The 19,045-nt window shown below is 51.3% G+C and carries 12 protein-coding genes; 1 reads left to right on the plus strand and 11 read right to left on the minus strand.

Annotated elements, in window-relative coordinates; all coding sequences use genetic code 11:
• Positions 1–22: 22 nt before the first annotated feature.
• The 9 genes from ACEVG1_RS00965 to ACEVG1_RS01005 form a co-directional block, all read right to left on the minus strand.
• On the minus strand, positions 23–1,744 hold the full coding sequence (locus tag ACEVG1_RS00965; RefSeq protein ID WP_374741659.1) for an alpha-L-rhamnosidase C-terminal domain-containing protein: 1,722 nt from the start codon (positions 1,742–1,744) through the stop codon (positions 23–25).
• A 116-nt stretch (positions 1,745–1,860) separates the two neighbouring features.
• The gene (locus ACEVG1_RS00970; RefSeq protein ID WP_374741660.1) at positions 1,861–4,128 is read right to left on the minus strand and encodes a family 78 glycoside hydrolase catalytic domain; all 2,268 of its coding nucleotides are present in this window, start codon (positions 4,126–4,128) and stop codon (positions 1,861–1,863) included.
• Positions 4,128–6,374: an alpha-L-rhamnosidase C-terminal domain-containing protein gene (locus ACEVG1_RS00975; protein WP_374741661.1), complete on the minus strand. Its 2,247-nt coding sequence runs from the start codon at positions 6,372–6,374 to the stop codon at positions 4,128–4,130. Before ACEVG1_RS00975 ends, ACEVG1_RS00970 begins: the two co-directional genes overlap by 1 nt.
• Before the next feature lie 149 nt (positions 6,375–6,523).
• Positions 6,524–8,251: a RagB/SusD family nutrient uptake outer membrane protein gene (locus ACEVG1_RS00980; protein WP_374741662.1), complete on the minus strand. Its 1,728-nt coding sequence runs from the start codon at positions 8,249–8,251 to the stop codon at positions 6,524–6,526.
• 19 nt (positions 8,252–8,270) lie between these two features.
• Positions 8,271–11,573 (minus strand): SusC/RagA family TonB-linked outer membrane protein, encoded by a 3,303-nt coding sequence (locus tag ACEVG1_RS00985; RefSeq protein ID WP_374741663.1) that lies wholly within the window; start codon positions 11,571–11,573, stop codon positions 8,271–8,273.
• A gap of 206 nt (positions 11,574–11,779) precedes the next feature.
• A complete protein-coding gene (locus ACEVG1_RS00990; protein WP_374741664.1) occupies positions 11,780–12,937 on the minus strand; it encodes a FecR family protein in 1,158 nt (385 codons plus the stop codon).
• A 133-nt stretch (positions 12,938–13,070) separates the two neighbouring features.
• Positions 13,071–13,652 (minus strand): sigma-70 family RNA polymerase sigma factor, encoded by a 582-nt coding sequence (locus ACEVG1_RS00995; protein WP_374741665.1) that lies wholly within the window; start codon positions 13,650–13,652, stop codon positions 13,071–13,073.
• 86 nt (positions 13,653–13,738) lie between these two features.
• Positions 13,739–14,572, minus strand: a complete 834-nt coding sequence (locus ACEVG1_RS01000) for a sugar phosphate isomerase/epimerase (RefSeq protein WP_374741666.1) — start codon at positions 14,570–14,572, stop codon at positions 13,739–13,741.
• Positions 14,572–15,387 carry a phytanoyl-CoA dioxygenase family protein gene (locus ACEVG1_RS01005; RefSeq protein ID WP_374741667.1) on the minus strand — a complete coding sequence of 272 codons (816 nt, stop codon included), beginning with the start codon at positions 15,385–15,387 and terminating at the stop codon, positions 14,572–14,574. Before ACEVG1_RS01005 ends, ACEVG1_RS01000 begins: the two co-directional genes overlap by 1 nt.
• A gap of 183 nt (positions 15,388–15,570) precedes the next feature.
• Between ACEVG1_RS01005 and ACEVG1_RS01010 the strand changes: the two genes are divergently transcribed.
• Positions 15,571–16,446, plus strand: coding sequence for an AraC family transcriptional regulator (locus ACEVG1_RS01010; protein ID WP_374741668.1), 876 nt, complete (start codon positions 15,571–15,573; stop codon positions 16,444–16,446).
• A gap of 16 nt (positions 16,447–16,462) precedes the next feature.
• On the opposite strand, the gene ACEVG1_RS01015 is transcribed toward ACEVG1_RS01010, so the two are convergent.
• Both ACEVG1_RS01015 and eboE read right to left on the minus strand, forming a co-directional pair.
• Complete coding sequence (locus tag ACEVG1_RS01015; protein WP_374741669.1) at positions 16,463–17,815, minus strand: alkaline phosphatase family protein; 1,353 nt, start codon at positions 17,813–17,815, stop codon at positions 16,463–16,465.
• Positions 17,816–17,830: 15 nt separating this feature from the next.
• Positions 17,831–19,045 carry a metabolite traffic protein EboE gene (gene eboE, locus ACEVG1_RS01020; protein ID WP_374741670.1) on the minus strand — a complete coding sequence of 405 codons (1,215 nt, stop codon included), beginning with the start codon at positions 19,043–19,045 and terminating at the stop codon, positions 17,831–17,833.

Genomic DNA, 19,045 nt, shown 5'->3' on the forward strand with positions numbered 1-19,045 from the left:
AAGGAGATGGCCTATCGTTGTATTACTTCTTCCGTATAATGGTGACTTCTTCGGGTGCAGCGATCGTCGATACCACCTTACCGTCTTTATCTTTCCGGTGGCTCACATGTATGGGCCCGTAGGGGGTCGGGTACGTTCCTTCGGCATATTCCAAATCGCCCAGGTGCGGATCCACCAGCACGGTCTTGCTCCTCGGGGCCACCACTTTGATACCCAATACATGCTCCGTAAGCCACGATGTAGGGCCCGACGCCCATCCGTGGCATAGGCTATGGCGCAACCCTACATAGCAATACGCACCGTAGTCGCCATGGATATCCTTTTTCCCAGCAGGCACGAGCTCATCGATCCGGCTTGCATTGGGCAACCATTCCATATTGAAGTCCTCCCAAAAGGTGGTAGCTCCCAGGTCAAGCATGCCCCCCCAATAACTACGGATTACATCCAATGCACCTTGGTAGTTACCTGCTTTGGCCATTGCCTGAAGCATATAATAACCATAGAACGTAGAGAAGTTCTTGGCCCCGCCAACGGCCAGCACGTCGGCATTGGCGGTTGCAGGGTCTACCATATCGGTGATGGCCATGAGTGCAGCAGCTTGCTTGGACTGCCCCATCGGCGGCGTGTATTTCTTCAAACGTTTCACTGCTTCGCCAGCAATGCGATGCGTTTCGTTGTCGCCCATGACCTCACTCAGTTTCGCCGCTGTGGATAGCGACCAGATGGTCATGGCTTGCAACCCGGCATGCACGGCATCGGCATCCTCGCTGGAGGGCCAATCGAGAAACCGGTTGCCATCCATCCGTTCCTTTCCATCGGGGCCAACTTTCGAAACAATCTGTTTGACCAACCCCGAGAGATAAGGCTGTTGTTCCTTCAAGTAGTCCAGATCGCCATGGTGCATGTACCAATCGTGGTGCAGGATGATCCACCACATCGAGTAGGTGCTGATACCGCTCATCCAATTGGGAAGCGGCGTAACATCGCGGGCCAAATCCAAGCTCTTTGGCACCACCTCGTTGTAGCCAAACACAGTGTTTACGGTAGCCACTTCAGGATGGAGGTCGCCTACCCACACGAGCCGGTCGCGTTTGATCCCATCCCACAGGTAGTCCTGCATATTGAGGTGGACGGTATAGGCGCCCGTCTTCCAGATTTCGTTCAGACGCTCATCGCTGCTCGTAAACGAACCCACGTAAGGAATGTCGCGGTAGGTGAAAATTGCCCGCACCTCTTTCAAATGCAATTCGGCATCGTTATCTAGTAAATCGATTCGGACAAAACGGAACCCGCTCTCGCCTACCTGGATTTTACCCAGCCAAGGCACCTGCATGTTGAAATCGCGGATGGCGTGGTCATTGGTTGCTCCTTTTTCACCAATGTCGGCCATCGCTTCACTCACGGACTCACCGAAACGTACGCGGATGTTGCGCGGGGTATTCCCGGGCGACCACATGCCGGTGACGATTTCCAGGCCACCGTGCAATTCCTTACCGAAATCGAGCAAGATGCTCGATTGCTCATCGCCGGTATTTTTGAGCACACAGATGCTGGCGTTGGTCAGGTCGGCCTGCCCATTGCCGGGCACCAGCAGTTGTTCCATATTGGATACGGCACCCGATTGCCATATGACACGTACCGGCGACACATAGGTCCGCACGATTTCGGTTTTGCCATCGGCAAAACAAGGCACCATAAATTGCAGTGAAAATAACGCAGTTAAAAAAGTGTACAGACGCTTCATCAGAGGTTAGCTTACAATAAAAATAATCACCGCAAGATAGCGATGATCCCGGTAAGGCGCATCCTGTGCTTACCCGATGGTTAGCGTTGCCAAGCTACTGTGTTTAACGACATACTTCAACGCAAATCGACCGTGATACGATAGCTACCACTGGGGAGCCGGGGCAGCTTCAATAGCCCATCCACGGGCTTAACTTCCGTCGCTTCGCCATTGATGGTCATGTGCGCACGCTTTTTGGCCGTATACGGCAGCTCCACCGCTGCCACGGTGTTCCCGGGCACGGAGAGCTCCAGCGTGTACGTTGAATGGTCTTGCCGGCACGAAACCTCCACAGCGCCTTTGACCGTTGGCACGCTAACCGTGGCCCATTCCAATGAACCGATTTGCGGCCGCACGCGGAACACGTCCCAGCCCGGTTCCAATGGCTCGACCCCCATCAGCTTACGTGGAATGACATTGGCCGGAACCGCACCCCATGCATGGTTCCAATCTTGGTTGGGCTTGTACTTATTATCCCAAGCCTCCATGGTCACCGTGCTTCCCGCCCGGATCATATTGTACCAGCTGCGATCGTCTTGCGACGCCAATAGCGACAAACCGTACTCAGCGGCACCGGCCTCGTAAACAGCATCCATCAAGAATTGGCTGCCATATACGCTGCATGCCATGCCGCGCGAGCGGATGAAGGCCATCACCCGATCGGATTTCGATGCGGGTACCAGGCCAAAGGCCAGCGCCATCATATTGGTATGCAACGAGGCGTGGTCGGTATCTACCCCATCGCGGTAATTGCCCGAGCGGTTATCCCACAGCAAGGATTGGAAGGACCGGTGGGTCTCGTCTGCCTTGTTCGAAAAGGCCACCGCGTCCTCTTCGAACCCGAGCGCAGCAGCCAGCTTGGCCATATCGCACAACGCTTTATAGTGGAACGCATTCACCACCGCATTAAAATCGGTAAACACAAACCCATCCGTCTCGCCGTTGCCCACCATGCCAAAGCCACCGGTATGCGGCCAGTCTACGATATCGCGAAGGGCATCGCCCCGATAGTGGATGGCATTCATCAATTGTTTTGTCTGCTTGCCTTTCGTGGTGCTGATCAGGCCATTGGCTTCCCGTAGCGGCAGCAGCAACTTGGCCTTCAAATCGTCATAATGGTGACGGACCGAGCGGATGTCGCCGGTATACAGGTAATCGTTGTAGGCCATCAATACGGATTGCAGAATCCATTCGGTAGGCCAAGTCGCGTTATGCAGTAGGTATTCATGCGACCTGCGGGCCATCGAGTATTCGTTGTCCACCCCGTAGTGGCTAAGTTGATTAATGTAAGCGTCTGCCTCGTAGGGGATGCGTTCACGATCGCCATCTACATAGATACCGGCAAACGAGGTTGCCTTGATGCTGTACTTACATAATTCCCATACGGCATTCAACACCGAATCGGAGCTCTCGAAGTGAGAGGTGAAGTCGTCGAAGGGGTAATGGGCCGTGGATCGGACGATATCACTTGCTTCCACCGCTTGCACATACCCATCGAGTTCAACGTAGCGGAATGGCATCACCTCACCGATATAAGCCGGCATGAGGATGGCTTGCCTACCGGTGTTCCGGCGGTCTGGTCTGAATTGCACATGGTAGGTATGCCTCCCCCGCTTCAGCGGAAGCTGATATTCGGCATATCGGATGGTCCCGCCAGGTTTACGGTTTATCGTCCCATCGGCGTTGACAGCCTCGCCAAGCCTTACCGTGACGGTGTCCATTCCCGCCGGTGATGTCAGCGTAAGCCGCAGCTGGCCAAAGGACGCTTTTCCGAAATCGATGCGTATTTGGTGCTGGGACGCCGACAGGCGCTGGGGTACCTCGTCGGTTTTCTGCAACGGATAAAAGGCCGTCTGGTAGTCGTGCAGGGTATCTGCGGTACGGAATTGGCTGATGGGTGACCACGCGCTCGTTACCCCATCTTCATTCCACACCCTCACCTGCCATGCATAGCCGGTATTCGGGTCAAGCGGCCGGCCATCGTAAACGACACCGGTGGAAGTGTCAGATGTGACCTTGCCCGAATCCCATACATCCACGATACCTTTTGCCAGACTGTCGGCATGGGTCGCCATTACAATCTGGTAGGCAGATTGCGTAGCTCCACGGCTGGCGCTTGACAACTCCCATCCCAGCAGCGGCTGCTTGTTGGCAATTCGTACCTGCTCTCCGCTTTCGCGGCTATAGCCAACTACCGGATAGCCATTTACTACCTGAAGCATGGGATACTCCAACAGGTCGACTTTAAGGTTAAGCACGTTAACATGCTGGCCGTAAACGGTGAGGGCACCCTGTGCCATCAATACCCATAAAAGGCACATCCGAGTCAATGGAAATTTACGCATCAATAGGTCAATTTAAATTCGTGTCTTCCGGCGCCTACATCTTTCAGCAGCACATAGCTTCCCTTTAGCACCGTTCCTTCTTTCCGTTCCACACCATTCTGCACCACTGTGAAATGATCCACCCCCGGCGGGACGGGTAAATACACATCGGCTTCCATATTTGCGGGTAAAGATACAATCATTTCGAAATAACGGTGTTGTTGATCGAAACTGGTTTCAATGGGTCCGCGAATGGTTGGGAGTTTGGCCTTTGCCCATGATAGTCCGGCCGGTTGTGGTTTGATCGCCACCCGCTTGAAACCCGGTGCGGATGGCGTGATTCCTATCACTTTCCGCGGGAGGATATGAACCGGGGAGGCGCTCCAGGCGTGGCTCCAGCCGTTGTTGTTTTTATATTTCGTGTCCCAAGCTTCAGTAGTCATTGTTGCCCCTACGCGCAACATGTTATACCAGCTTCGATCACTTGTTGACGTCAGAAGCGACAGGGCATACGCGTCTTCTTCCGCGTCAAACAGTCCCTCCAATAGGTAATTGGCACTGTAAACGCCGCAAGCCATCCCTTTTGTCTTGATATGTGCCAATACTTGCGGTTTCTCCTTCTCAGGCACCAGGCCGAAAACAAGGGGGTATAGGTTTGCGTGGAGGGAAGCATGGTCGGTTCCTATACCGTCTATATAGACCCCCCGGCCAGGATCGAAGAAATGGCGCTGGAATGTCTTGAAAAGCCTGGCATGTGTTTTCCTTAATTGCTCCGCTTCCCGGCCATTTCCTACGATACGGGCCATTTTTTCCATCAGCTTCAACGTATGGTAGTGGAACGCATTGACGACCGTGTTGTAGTCTGTAAAGACATAGCTGTCTGTCTCCCCCCCTTCCGGTAGAGCGGCAGAACGCTGTGGCCAATCGACGATGTCGCGCAGCGTCTCTCCGTTAAAAAAAATCGCCGCTTTAAATTCGTCGGTAACCAGCCCGGTAGTCGTTGATATAAGTCCATTGGGCATGGTCAGCGCGGTCATTAATTTTGGTTTGAGGACCTCATAGTTTTTCCGGATTACACTGGTATCACCCGTATGCATGAAATCCGCCCAGACCATCATAATCGAGTGGGATATCCATTCAGTCGGCCACGTGGCATGGTAAATCATGTTTTCCAAACTATACCGTGCCGTTGCAAACTCGCGATCTACTGCATAATGCCCTAGCTGATGGATATAGGCGTCCGCCTCGTACATCATCCGTTCGCGTTGGCTCGCTGCATAGTCGCCGTTAAAAGTATTGGCGATAACCGAGTACCGACATAAGTCATATATTTTGTTCAGCAATGTATCGCTGCTGACAAAATATGACGCATATTCGTCAGATGGTACATGCAGGCTCAGCTGTTCCGCCGACACCACGGAGAGGTTAAGATCGGCGCCGACTACCTCTACGAAGCGAAAGGGAATCACCTCCATCATATGTGCAGGCATGGTTTGGCTATGGGGATAATGCGGTTCAAACCGCGGAATATCCAAATGGTATGTATGCGTTCCCGCTTTTATGGCCAATGGATATTCCCGGTAAATCACCCCCCCCCCCGGTTCGGCATCGATGGAGTCACCCACATTTTTTTCGCCGATGCGGACTCGCAACGTGGTGTCGGTACGGTCGCCCGGGGCCGACTTCCAATTGAGTGTAAGTGCCACGTTGGCAAATCCGGCACGTTCGAAAGCGATAAACCAGACCCCGTCCGTTCTTCGATCCACGTGCACGGGGTAGGTCGGGTGATACTGAATGGGCGGGCGGTCTTCAAGTGTCCACGTTTCTTGCCCCGGCTCGGTACCCAACTGCACCCATCGGCTTTCGCCGGGCCACTGCTTTTTCCGGCCGGCGTCGCCGATATTGAATTGCTGGACTTCGCTGTATGCGGAAACCTCCCCACTTTTGTTCCATGTCCGCACCTTCCAGTAATAGGCCGTCTGGGCTTGAAGCGATGTCCCGGCATACGGGATGTGCAAGGCGTTTCGGCCATCTACCTTTCCACTGTCCCACATGTCACCGGTATCCGCTTCCAGCAACCTTGGAGACGACGCGACCAACAGTTGGTAGCCTGTCTGAAAGTCATTGGGCTCCGATGTAGGCACCACCCAACTAAACATAGGTCCCCGTGTGGTGATAACCGACTTTTCGGGCTTTGTCAACAGGTTTGTCATCAAGCCCGAGGGTCTCACCGTGTCGGCGATGGCTAGCTGGCCTGCACCAATCATTAATATTATCCATAGCCAGCTATAGCACCTCAACAACCACATGTCTTGTTTCTTTCTTACCTTATTATTCATTTCTGCCTAGCATAACGGAGCCCAACCATCCCGATTCCAGCAACTCCCAATCATCCCGCATCACACACCCCATGCATCTATCTGTTTTGCCATCCGTCATTTTGCGCCAACGGCACATCCTTATTGGTGTCTATGACGGTATTTGGAATCGGCCATAAATTGTAATCAAATGTCAAGGTAGCCTGCGCTTCCGGCCAGAATGCATACGTACGGATACGGTCAACAGCAATCGTACCACCCATCCGCAGCAACGTATTCCAGCGACTCTCTTCATAAACCAGTTCACGCGCGCGTTCATCCAAAATCAAGTTAAATTGATCATCCACGTCGCCCGCGGTAACCATATAGCCACATTGTGCCCGTTCACGCAACAGGTTGATGTCTGCGGCCGCCCCGGCTTTATTGCCCAAACGTTGCTTGGCCTCCGCCCGCAACAGGATCGTTTCCGATAGGCGGATGAAGTAGTCGTCGCGGAACAAATTGCTCATGTTTTCCCCTTGGTCTAATCCGGTATACCTATCGGTCGCGATTTTACACGACACAGGATAGCACAGACTCTGATTCGCCTTATTGGTATTCGCATCGCTGCTCCCATTGTACATTACCTCCCAAGGTACTGGTTGGCCATAATAGGGCGAGGATGGAACATTGCCTAAAAATGTCCTTCGGAAAACGATGTCGGAGTTCCGCAGATCGTCGCCCCATTTTTCTGCATAAATATTGTCGCGCGTGTACATCGTCGGAATCATCTGGGCAATCCCCCTACCGCCGACATCTTCCAATGTGCCCGTTAGATGGGCTGGTGCACCATCGCGGAATACAGGTCCATAGGTGCGGGAGTATGGCAGTTTCGATTTGCCGTCTTCTGCACGGTAAGCCGCGTAGTCGATCTGGATTGCCCAGATACACTCGGTATTCCCATCCTGGTAATTGACGTTTTCTTCCTGGAACAGGTCCCAGTATACATTGCCCTGTTCCTCATTTTGCCGCGAGCCGAAACGCTGTGTCATCAGGGAAAATGTCCCCCCGTTGATCACCTTGTCCGCATTGGCTACCGATTGGTTAAATGCTGATTGGGCAGCGCCGGCGTCCCCATCGGCCGCCAACTGTATTCCTTGTGCCAGGTACGCCCTTGCCAGCATGTGCTGGGATGCACCACGGACCAGACGTCCGCCAGCTCCGGTTGTGGGTGGCAGGTCGTTTTCAATAGCCGTCAACTCGTCGATTGCAAACTGGTAGGTTTCCACCCGCGACGTCCGTACAAAGTCGTATTTCGGTTCCGTGGTGATATCGGTAACGATCGGTACACCACCGAACAGCTCGCCCAGGTTCAGGTAAGCAAATGCCCTGAAGAAACGTGCTTGGGCCAGCGCATATGCCTTTTCTTCGGTGCTGGACCACGAAATCTGCTCCAAATCTGCGGAATAGATAGCTAGGTTCGCCTTGGCAATGATCTGGTACCACGTACTGTAAACATTATAAAAAGTACCATTGTCCGGATTGATATTGCCGTAATTATTGAACGAGTTCCCCCGCCGGATGCTCGGCACGTCGTACATATCTGTACCATTGCCGCGCAACACGAAAATCCAGCCTTCCTCACTCGGGTTCGCCCACAGGTCGCGAAGCTGCGAATAAACGGCCACCAAGGCCTGATCGATCTGTGCCGAGGTGCTGAACGCATTGTCGACGGTATAAAACGTCGGCGGAACCTCCGTTAAGAAATCCTTGTCCGACTCACAACCCACCGTCCCTAATAATAGGGTGAATACCAAGCCGAAGCTATATTGATAGATCCTTTTCATTTCTCTCATCTGATAATGGTTAAAAACTCAAGTTTACACCCAGCGAATAGGTTGAAACCACGGGCATGACGTTGTCCCTAATCCGTGCCCCTGTTTCCGGGTCGCCTCCAAACCAGTTGGTAAACGTACCCAGGTTTTTCGCCGTGGCAAACACCCGCAACGAACCGATATGTGCGGCAGACACCCATGGCTGGTCAAACGTGTAAGACAGGGTCACATCCTGGACCCGCACGAAGCCCCGGCTTTGCAGGCCAAGGAAACGCCCATCTCCCGCAAACGTAGCCGAAGGATAAACGTTGCTTGGATTTTCAGGAGTCCAGTACGGAATGTCATGCAGGTTATCATTAAACCTGCCGGTGCCACTGGTCATGTAAGCCGATGGGTTGGTCCGCAAATACTTATTATTGCCGCCGAATACGCCGGTAACCATGACATAAAAATCAAAGTTTTTATAGGTCAGGTTGCTACTGAAATTCAACCGGAAATTTTCCATTTCATCCCCCAGGATTTTCCGGTCGGCAGCCGTGATGCCCGGCTCGCCGTCCAGATCCCGATACTTGGGTGCACCGGGCGCGGCGCCGGTCAGTTCGATGTATTCGGTATCATCTTCCTGCACGATGCCGATTTGTTCGTAGCCGTAGATGGCACCTATCGATTCTCCGATAAACAGGCTATTGGCAATATCGTCATCCTCTACCCCATCCCCGTCAAGGTCTTCACCATACAGGGAAACCAACTTATTATTGTTTTTCCAGAAGGTTACGGTTGTGCTCCATGTGAGGTTTGGCTTTTGCACATTTATTGTACGTACCGTAGCTTCAATACCGGTGTTGTTTACCTGCCCCATGGAAGTTAGCATGGTTTTAAAGCCGGTCATAACCGGGATGTTACGGGTAAAAATCTGGTCTGTGGTTTTGGCAAAATAAAAATCTAGATCGGCAAAAATCCGGTTACCCAACCAAGCCGACTCAAATCCGGCATTCCAGGACGACGTTTTTTCCCAGCCTAGTGATCTATTGCCGAGCGTGTTCTGGTACAAGCCATAATAGACCTCGCCGGGTGAATCGGAAAATTCATAACGAACACCGCCGCTCGCCGCATTATTGACCACGGAAAGTGTACCGTATGGACCGACCCCTTGATTTCCGTTCTGCCCCCAAGAGAATTTAAGTTTCATATCGTCCAGCACACCGGGTGACGTCATAAATGGCTCGTTCGTGATCCGCCAGGCAACGCCTGCTGCCCAGAAATCAGCCCATTTGTTGTTCGCACCGAATACCGAGGCACCATCCCGGCGATAGGATCCCGTGAAGTAATATTTATCGGCGAATGCATAGTTTACGCGGCCAAGATATCCGATGTTCGTGCGTTCATTGCCCTCCAGATTAACCCGCTGAACGGTCGCCTTATGCAATCCTTGGACACCGAGTATCGTATTGCCATTGGCCGCGAAATCATTACCGGACGACACTTCCCGCCCGTATTTCAGAAAATCCCGCGTCGCAACCAAGGTCACATCCAATGCATGGTCTCCGAACGTATTGGTATAGTTCACGATATTGTCAAATACATAGCTGAACGTTTCCCTTCGGTCGATACTTCCATTGGCATTGGTCAGGAAACCCTGGATGGTGGACGGCAAATACCGATCAGGAGACTCGCCTTCCTGCACGTAATTGTCTTCGTAGTAAAAGTTCCCGTAATAAACATGGTCCTGATTAAGCAGGTAATTGACCCGGTAGCTCAATCCTTCCACCCAGGGCAACTTCACCACCGCATATGTATTCAGCCGGTAGCTATCCAGTAAGTCCTCATTGTCTCGCGTATTGTCATCCACACCCCATAGCGGGTTAACAGATGATTGGGTATACGGATATTTCTCGAGGTTACCCTGGTCGTCGCGATACATCACCCCATAGGGCGACATGGTCTGGGCAGCCCCAACGTTAGCCGACACCCCCGAGTAATCCCGCTTGGAAAAACCGGCATCGATGCCCACTTCCAACCATTTTGTTATCTTGGTATTGAGTTTCGCCAATATGGAAATCCGATTGAACTGATCACCCACGATGACACTTTTGTTGTCATCGAATGACGTGGACAAATAGTAATTGACATTTTCCGTAGCACCTGAAACCGCAGCTTGATAATTCTGCATGGCACCCGTTCGGGTTACTTCATCCAACCACACCGTTTCACGGCCTGCATCTAAATTGGCTAATTCTCCACTTTTCAACCAGTTGGTTGAACCGGGGGTATACTGGTTACGTGCATTGACCATTTCCAGCCAGTCTTCACCACGTAACATCACCGGTTGGTTCTGCCAATTCTGGAAACCAACGGACGAGTTGAAGCTGATTATCGGCTTGCCGCTACGTCCTTTCTTGGTGGTTACAGCGATTACCCCGTTGGCAGATTTCGAACCGTACGCCGCTGTCGAAGTTGCATCTTTCAGCACATCGATTGTCGCAATATCGTTCGGGTTGATGTCACTTATGCTACCCATGAAAATCACACCATCCAACACGATCAGCGGGGCATTGTTTCCGTCGATGGAATTCTGCCCCCGGACTTGCATGGACGGCTCCCCACCCGCTGAGTTTGTTGCACCGATGTTCAGTCCACTCACGCTGCCTTTGAGCGCTTCGAGCACGTTGAGATTCGATGTCAGGGCGATGGGTGAGCTTTCCAAATTCAAAGATCCGACCGAACCAGTGAAGTCTTTCCGTTTCGTGGTACCATAGCCTACAACGATCACCTCATCTAAATTAGATAATTCCGCCTGTAACACGACGCTCACCGTAAGCGCACCATCGAGTGTAAGTTCTTCCGGCAGATAGCCGACTGCACTGAACGTCAATAGTTCTCCGGCCGACGCTTGTACGCGGAACTGTCCGTTGGCATCCGTGGCCGCGCCACGGGATGTCCCATGCACCCGCACCGACACCCCTTCTATCGGATTCCCCGTTGAGTCGCGCACCGTGCCGGTATACAATTCCTGTATCACAACCGTCTCACGTACCATCATCGGTCGTTGCTTGATTACAACTGTCTTATCTTCGCTAAAAACAAGCTCCAAGGACTGGTCGGCAAAACATTGTTCCAACACTTGTTGGAAAGGCACTTCGGTTACCCGTAACGTAACACGGGGTACTTTTCGAAGCACTTTAGCATCGTAGATAAAATCGTACCCACTTTGCCGGGATAATTCATAAAGCACCTGTGTTATGGGCGTATTCTTCACATGGAGACTAACGGTCTGCCCGTGGCCGGCGACGGCCACCTGGACAAAAGCGATCGTTAACAACAAGCATATTTTCATAACCATCAAATAGGGAAATGAACGAATGATTGGCTTTCCGCAATGGTTTGCAGTTAAAGTTTTATACATTTGAATTCGGGTTATAAATTTGTAATTGGTTTACACATCAATTTATTGAATTACCCCATTTTTTCCGCTGTGGCGGATGATAGCCGGGTGCGGGCCAACGCCCCGGTTATTTTTTTGGGATAATTGTGGGGTAAAAGTTATTTTTCCATCACAATAATCCTCCTTTCTGTTATTTTAAAATCTACCAGACCCGTCGTCCTGAAACTCGTTAACAACTGGGTAATGCTTTTCGAACGTTGAAAGGTTCCTCCAAACCGTTTGTCTGCCATGTTACCGTGGTATTCCACTTCCACATCATACCAACGTGCCACCCGCTCCATGATGCTTTCAATCCCTTCATCATTGAACAAGAAATACCCATGATGCCAAGCAAGCTCCTGATCCATATTGGCGGCCTCCACCTGTAATGGGGAAGCTTCCCGATTTATGACCTGCTCTCCGGGGTGCAGTAATACCGTAGCACCGTTGGCAACGACCCTCAGGCTACCTTCAACCAAGGTCGTCTTCGTCTCACGGATGCCATATGCATCGATATTGAACGACGTTCCTAACACTTCAACTTCCTGGGTTAGCGTCTTAACAATGAACGGCTTTGGAGTGCTTAAATGTTGTACTTCGAAAAAAGCCTCCCCTTCCAATTCGACCATACGCTCGCGGCCCGCGAACTGGGTAGGATATTTCAACGTTGTTTGGGAATTGAGATGTACCTTGGTACCGTCTGGTAAGACCAGTCGATAATGCCCTCCCTTGGGGATCGTGATGGTATTGTATGTCACTGGTGCTTCTGATGCCGCAACGGTGGGCTCATAACGGATTTCTCCATCGGCAAGCTCCTTGATATGCATACCGCCTTCTTCGGCAAGCACGCCTGCCCCGGTTCCATCCAATACAATGGTCCTTCCGTCGCCCAATTTTATGACTGCCTTATCGGTGCCCGGTTCAATACCATATTGGCTAACAGCTTGTTCAAGGGTCAGTCCAGCCGTAGCTTTATCTCCGCCAGTAAAATAGGGAATAATTATCGCGATTAGTATGATACTCGCCGCCGCCAGTAAAGTTGGGTACAGTGCGGTAAACCGACGCTTACTCACTGCCTTTGGTAGATCAACTGTAGGTCGTTGATCCAAAATACGTCGCAGCAATAGTCTGCTTTCCTGTTCGGAAAAGGCTGTATGTTTCGGTTTAAATTGCTCCCAAGCGTCTGCAATGAGCTGCTCTGCCTGGCCTTTGTTTTGCAAATCAGCCAGGTATCCCAACAATTCGCTATGCTCCGCATCGGTAATGGTGCGATCCATCACCCGGGTTATTAAAACGGCAAACCGTGAATTCTCCATCTTCTGAAAGCAAATAAATTGGTCCTCTAGCATAAAGACACAAGAATGCCAAAAAGTGGATGTATAACAAGAAACTTTTTTGAAAATTAGTTTTTCAATACCAGCACACCGCCAAAATAGCCGAAATCACGACTTCTGCCTTTACGAATTCGCTGATGAATTTCAGGGCAAGGTGTTGGTATTTTTTAACAGAATCAATGGAAAGGTTCATTTGCCGCGAAATTTCCGGGTTTCTGTAACCCTGTTGACGAAGGCTAAATACCCGCTGTTGTTGCGGAGGCAATTGGCGTACGGCACGTTCAACCAATTCATGAGGATCATAAGATATCTCCTCCTTCTCCCACGGTTCCACCCACTCAACCTCTCGCAGGTACGCTTCTTGTCTTTCTCGTTCGACAACCCACTTCCGAATGTGATTCAAGGTATGGTTACGACACAGGATAAACAGGTAAGCGTCAAAGTTATTGACCATAGGAAGGGATTCACGGTTGATCCACACTTTGGCAAATACTTCTTGTACAATCTCGGCAGTAGAATCTCGGTCACGGGTAAGTAATTGCACAAATTCGCTGAGTTGGTTGTGGTAAGCACGAAACAACGTTGCAAAAGCCATTTCGTCTCCTTTTGCAATGTGTGCCAACACTTCCGTTTCGTTATTTAACCTCTGCAATGCCATTAGCTAACGTTAGGAAACCTGCTATAACTGATATTTGGCAAGGGTACGTTTTTTATTTAGAAAATGCATCCTGTCCTATCCTGAAACTACGATGCATATCTTGTTTTAAGCAACCACATCATCCAACAGTTGATTTCCCACTGACTGGCAAGAGGATTTGTTGTGAACGGTGAATAATGCATATAGGGATACGGGCCGAATTCTGGCGTAATGGTGGCGCGTTCAGCACCTGCTTCCTTCAAGTGCGCTATCCATCGATCCCACCATGCCAGGTGATGCACTAATGCGATTTCGTTTTCGGAAGCCCGTGGGTCGGTAACTTGTGGTCCCTCGGGAAAGCCCACGCGGGCATGCAGGTGCCTGCCGTGCTTGATGGCCAGATCAATCGCATCGTCCTGGTCTTCCAAATAGCTTTCCGAAACGCAGACCCAGTGGGAAAAATCGAGGGCTAGCTCCAAATCCGGAAACCGTTCCAGGTAATCTTTAACCACATGTGCCGCGAACGACCATTTGTTGCGGTGGGTCTCCTGAATAATGCGCACGGATGACTCCCGGCTAATGCGGTCGCATATGGCGAAGCATTCCGCCATCTGGGCACGGCTGTAATATTCGCGCCCCGTTTGGGAAACAATGAACTGTGGTTTGGCGTACCGGTTCTGGTAGTCCAACAGCGCGTAGAGGTTGCGCTCCAACGCCTGCTTATACCGATTGAAATCGTTCCCTTCCTGAAGCTCGGCATGGAGTAGGATATACGATAGGCCGGCATCACTGAGTACCTCCACCATATCCGTGTTATTGGGCTTGTCGCCCAAGGGGAAAACCTCGACACCTACGAAGCCTGCCTGCTTTACCTGCGCTGCAAATTGCGGCCATCCGACATGTTCGGAACCCCATCGCGGACAGTAGAAATCGATTTGCATCACCGTTTGTAAATAAGCGGATTCTGTTTGTCATTATCTAATAAATCCCCTACACTGAGGGTTGCCACGTATTCGTCTGGCAGGATATTGGGCGTGCCGTTGTACCGATTTCCATCCGGCATGTACGCACAGGTCATCGCCCGCCGGAATCCGGGCGTCATATTGGCATGGGCGCCATGGATGGTCAACCCGTTGTGGAAGGAACAGCTACCTGCTTTCATAACGGCCGCGTGCGATTTGGCCTGCTTAAATTCGGGATAAACCTCAAAGATACCACCCATGTTTTTTCCGATACCGGCATTTTCGAACGTGGTCGTTTTATGCGATCCGGGAATGAAGAACAAACAGCCGTTTTCCAACGTCGCATCGTCCAGCGCAACCCAAATGGAGAGTGCACGTCGGTCGGAAAACGACCAGAACGGCGTATCGAGATGCCAGGAGGTTGGATTGGCCCAGGGGCGTTTGATCAACGCTTGGTCATGCCAGATACGGATACCGTCTACCCCTGCCAGATCCGCTGCCATTTTGCCGATCCGCTCGTCTACCATAAGCCGCTCCATTTCCGCATTGGTTTGCCACAAATTCAATAGCTGATCAAACACGTTGTTGAAATATGCGGCATCTTCGTTGATACCGTCGTCATCTCCAATCCGGACTTCCTTTCCGGGCATTTTCAGGCCATTGCGTTCCCCGACGGCCCGGGCCACCACGTTTCTCCAATGCTCCAATTCATCGGCACTAAGAAAGTCTTCGATAATGACATAACCGTTTTCACGATAAAAATTGATTTTTTCTTCACTTAAGTCTGGACTCATAACACGATTACAATTGGTGAATGTACAAGACAAATATCGCCTTCTCGCCGTTAGATAACATGACCTATTCCGACCATTCTTTGCACTTTTTGACATTTCTAACAAATTGGCTTTTGCATACGGCAAGCAATTGCAAATACCTTTTACTTTAGGTATGTTTGACCCACCGCATGGAAAACACACATGGAAAATTATCACAAATACCTACATATAAGAAATATAGATAGGGATATAGGGTTTTATGTAAATACCGTTGGTTATACCAAAATAGATAAACACACCCGGTACCCAGAGGTAAGCCGGCATCCTTCAGACCATGTATTTTCCTGGAATAAAGGGCGTATCCTTGATGGATATTATATAGTCTTTATTACTGGTGGACGCGGTGTGTTCGAATCGGCCGAAACCCCACCGCAGATTATCGATTCGGGTACGTGCTTCCTGCTATTCCCCGGCATTTGGCATCGGTATAAACCCGACCCCGATTTTGGGTGGGAAGAATATTGGGTTGGCTTTAATGGTGACTATCCGCAGCATGTCATGAACCGCCTGTTCAGCCCGAAGGCCCCCTTTGTCAAAACGGGGCTAAGCAAAGACCTGATTTCGGCGTTTACCCAGCTACTGAGTGTGGTTTCGCAGGCGCAAATCGGGTATCAGCAAGTTGTGGCCGGGATAACCTTGCAAATTTTGGGACTGATCAACCGGATCAAGCTAACCGAAAAGACGGATAACGACCCCGCATCCGTATGGGTATCCAAAGCGATTCTGAAGTTACAGAGTGAACTAGCAAACCCCATCCTGATGGAAGAGCTGGTTTCCGAATTCCCTATCAGCTACTCAAAATTCAGGAAGTCCTTTAAGCGTATTACAGGCGAATCCCCCAATCAATACCACCTCAACCTCCGCCTCAGCAAGGCCGAAGAGCTGCTGAAAACCACCCACCTAACGATTGCCGAAATCGGCTATCATACCGGATTCGATTCACCGTTTTATTTTTCCCGGCTATTCAAGAAAAAATTTGGGGTTTCACCTAAAACCTTGCGGGGCTCCCATGTGTGACGGGCAAAAAATATGCTTACCCGATAAGACTCGCTAGCACCAAGTCCTTAATGGCCGTGGGCTCCAACTCCTCACCCAGCGGCTTATTTTTACTAATCAGCACCGGATAGTACTCCGTTGGAATATCCACCGCACCATGCGAGCCCTTCACCAACGTGGCGTCCAACGGTATCACATCCATCACATACCGGAAGCCCAACTTTTTGCGGAGTAGCTTGTAGCCGGCACGTAGCTTGGACGACATAAACATTTCCACCGGATCGTAGCCGGGCTTCTTGTGGATATCCACGACACGTGCATAATCCGGAGCCATGCGGTCGTCCAACCAGAAATAGTAGGTAAACCAACTGTCGGCCTCGGCAACCGCTACGATATCGCCTGCCCGCTCATGGTCAATGTGGTGTTGTTTTTTGCCTTCCTCGTCTAGCAGGTGGGCAATCCCCTCCTCATTCGCCAGCAGCTCCATCACCTGTTGTTTCACGACCTCGTTCGCGGTGTAGATGTGGGCTACTTGGTGGTCCGCTACTGCAAACGCTTGGGACGCGCCCGCATCAAGCAGTTCCAACCCCCTTTCTATACGTACGGCCAGCAGTCCTGCCTTGCGGAGCAAGCGATTGATGTGCACCAGTCGCGAAACGGGCACAATGCCGTATTCCGAAAGCAACAGCACATTTGCCCCTTTACCTTCATAAAAGCCGACCAACCTTTCTACCAATATGTCGATTTCACGCAACTCTTTCCCGATCTTGTTCGTATCCGGGCCAAACTTCTGCTGGCAATAATCGAGGTGCGGCAGATAGACCAGACTCAGCGTGGGGCTATAGCTATCTTCCACATACATCGCGGCGTTGGCAATCCATTCGGAAGATGCAATATTCGCGCCCGGGCCCCAGAAGCTAAACAAGGGGAACTGCCCGAATTTTTGCTGTAGTTCATCGCGCAGCGCAGCCGGATGGGAATAACAGTCGGGCATCTTCCGGCCATCGGCCAGGTAGTTGGGCCGCGGAGTAACGGAGTAATCGGCCCCGCAATACATATTATACCACCAGAACAGTTGGGCACACGTAAACGTCGGGTCCATGCGCTTGGCCATCTCCCACACACTTTCGCCCTGTACCAGCTTATTGGATTGTTTCCAGAACTTCACCTCGCTATCCGTCCGGTCGTACCAACCATTACCCACAATGCCATGCTGCGAAGGCCACAAGCCCGTAAGGTAAGTAGTCTGCACAGATGTGGTAACGGCCGGCAGATGAGGCTTTATCCGGCTTACGTGGGCATTCTTTATATATTCAGCTAAGAAAGGCGTATGATCGCCAATCACGGCGGTAGACAGTCCTACGATATCAATGACAACGGTTTTTTTCATTCGTCCCATCACACCTTATTTACCTAATTGAGCTACCACCCACTGGAGTTCGCGCGAGACGGAATCGGCTATCGGCAACTGTAACCGTTCGGGCAAAACACCCCACGTATAGGTCTCCACTTCGAGATGGGCGGTGAGTGGCTGGCCCTTGTGGAGACCTAGCACATTGGCGATATCCGACTGTGTGGATTGCAGTATCCCCAGGTCTTCCAGGAATATGGGGATGTGGAAATGCGATCGCCACTCCGTGGTGTGTTCGTCAAATAATGCAACCTGGGCATCGGGCAGATCCCTGAACCGACGGATTTGTCCGTCCGTTTCCTTCGCAATGACCTGATGCAGGTAAATGGATTCATCGAACCCCATGAATGCCTCGCCGATGATTTGCCGGGCTGCCTTATCCGAAGGCATCGCCGCTTTCAAAGCCGCACTGATCTGGAACTTACCGATCTGTATACCGTTTTTTTCCAGCGCATCGACCACGTACCGATGGTCTTCATAGCCCAAGGCAAAATGACAAACGTCGTAGCAGAGCCGAATGTGGCGCTTAATCGCTTCTTCCGCTTCGGTAGCAGTTATGCCCAGCGCGTCGGTCAGCACTTTCACACCTGCCGGAACCAGTTCGCCCGTATACCAATCGATAAATTCATCACCTGTTTCCAACACACCGTCAGGCTCAGGCTCGATATCCAGATGCAAAACCTTACCCTGTTCGTGGTGTAACCGCACCAGGTGCAACGCCACTTCAGCGACCTGTTGGGTGGCTCGTTCGCGCATCGCCTGCCACTCGCCGTCGGTACGATTATACCAATGCCGGTAGGCCAATGGGGAGGTGGATACACCTCCGTCCATACCTTCGGGCAGCAACTGGGCAAGGATATCGAATAAGCGCGTAGTATATTGCAGCCGCTCGGGCGTTGTCCAGTCCGGTGCGTGCACGTGTGCTTTCACAACGTCATCATGGAAGTTGCCGAACGGAAACCCATTCATGGTGAATACATAACCGTCTTCACTGGCTAGCCAATCGGTAAGCTCCGTGAGCTTGCGGTCGTCCAACAGCGCTTTGCTCGCCAAATCGGAAAGGCGCAGGCCTAGTCCCATGGGGCTGTCCGGTGAAACCGCGTGCTTCACCTTCGGGAAATGTTCTTTGAGCAGTTTGAAATGGTCTTCCCATTTTTCGCCGCCATAGATATTTGTACAATAAGTAAGATGCCCGTAGTCTGTAACCAT

It is taken from the genome of Parapedobacter sp. 2B3, from assembly GCF_041925275.1.
GTDB classification, from domain to species: Bacteria; Bacteroidota; Bacteroidia; order Sphingobacteriales; family Sphingobacteriaceae; genus Parapedobacter; species Parapedobacter pyrenivorans_A.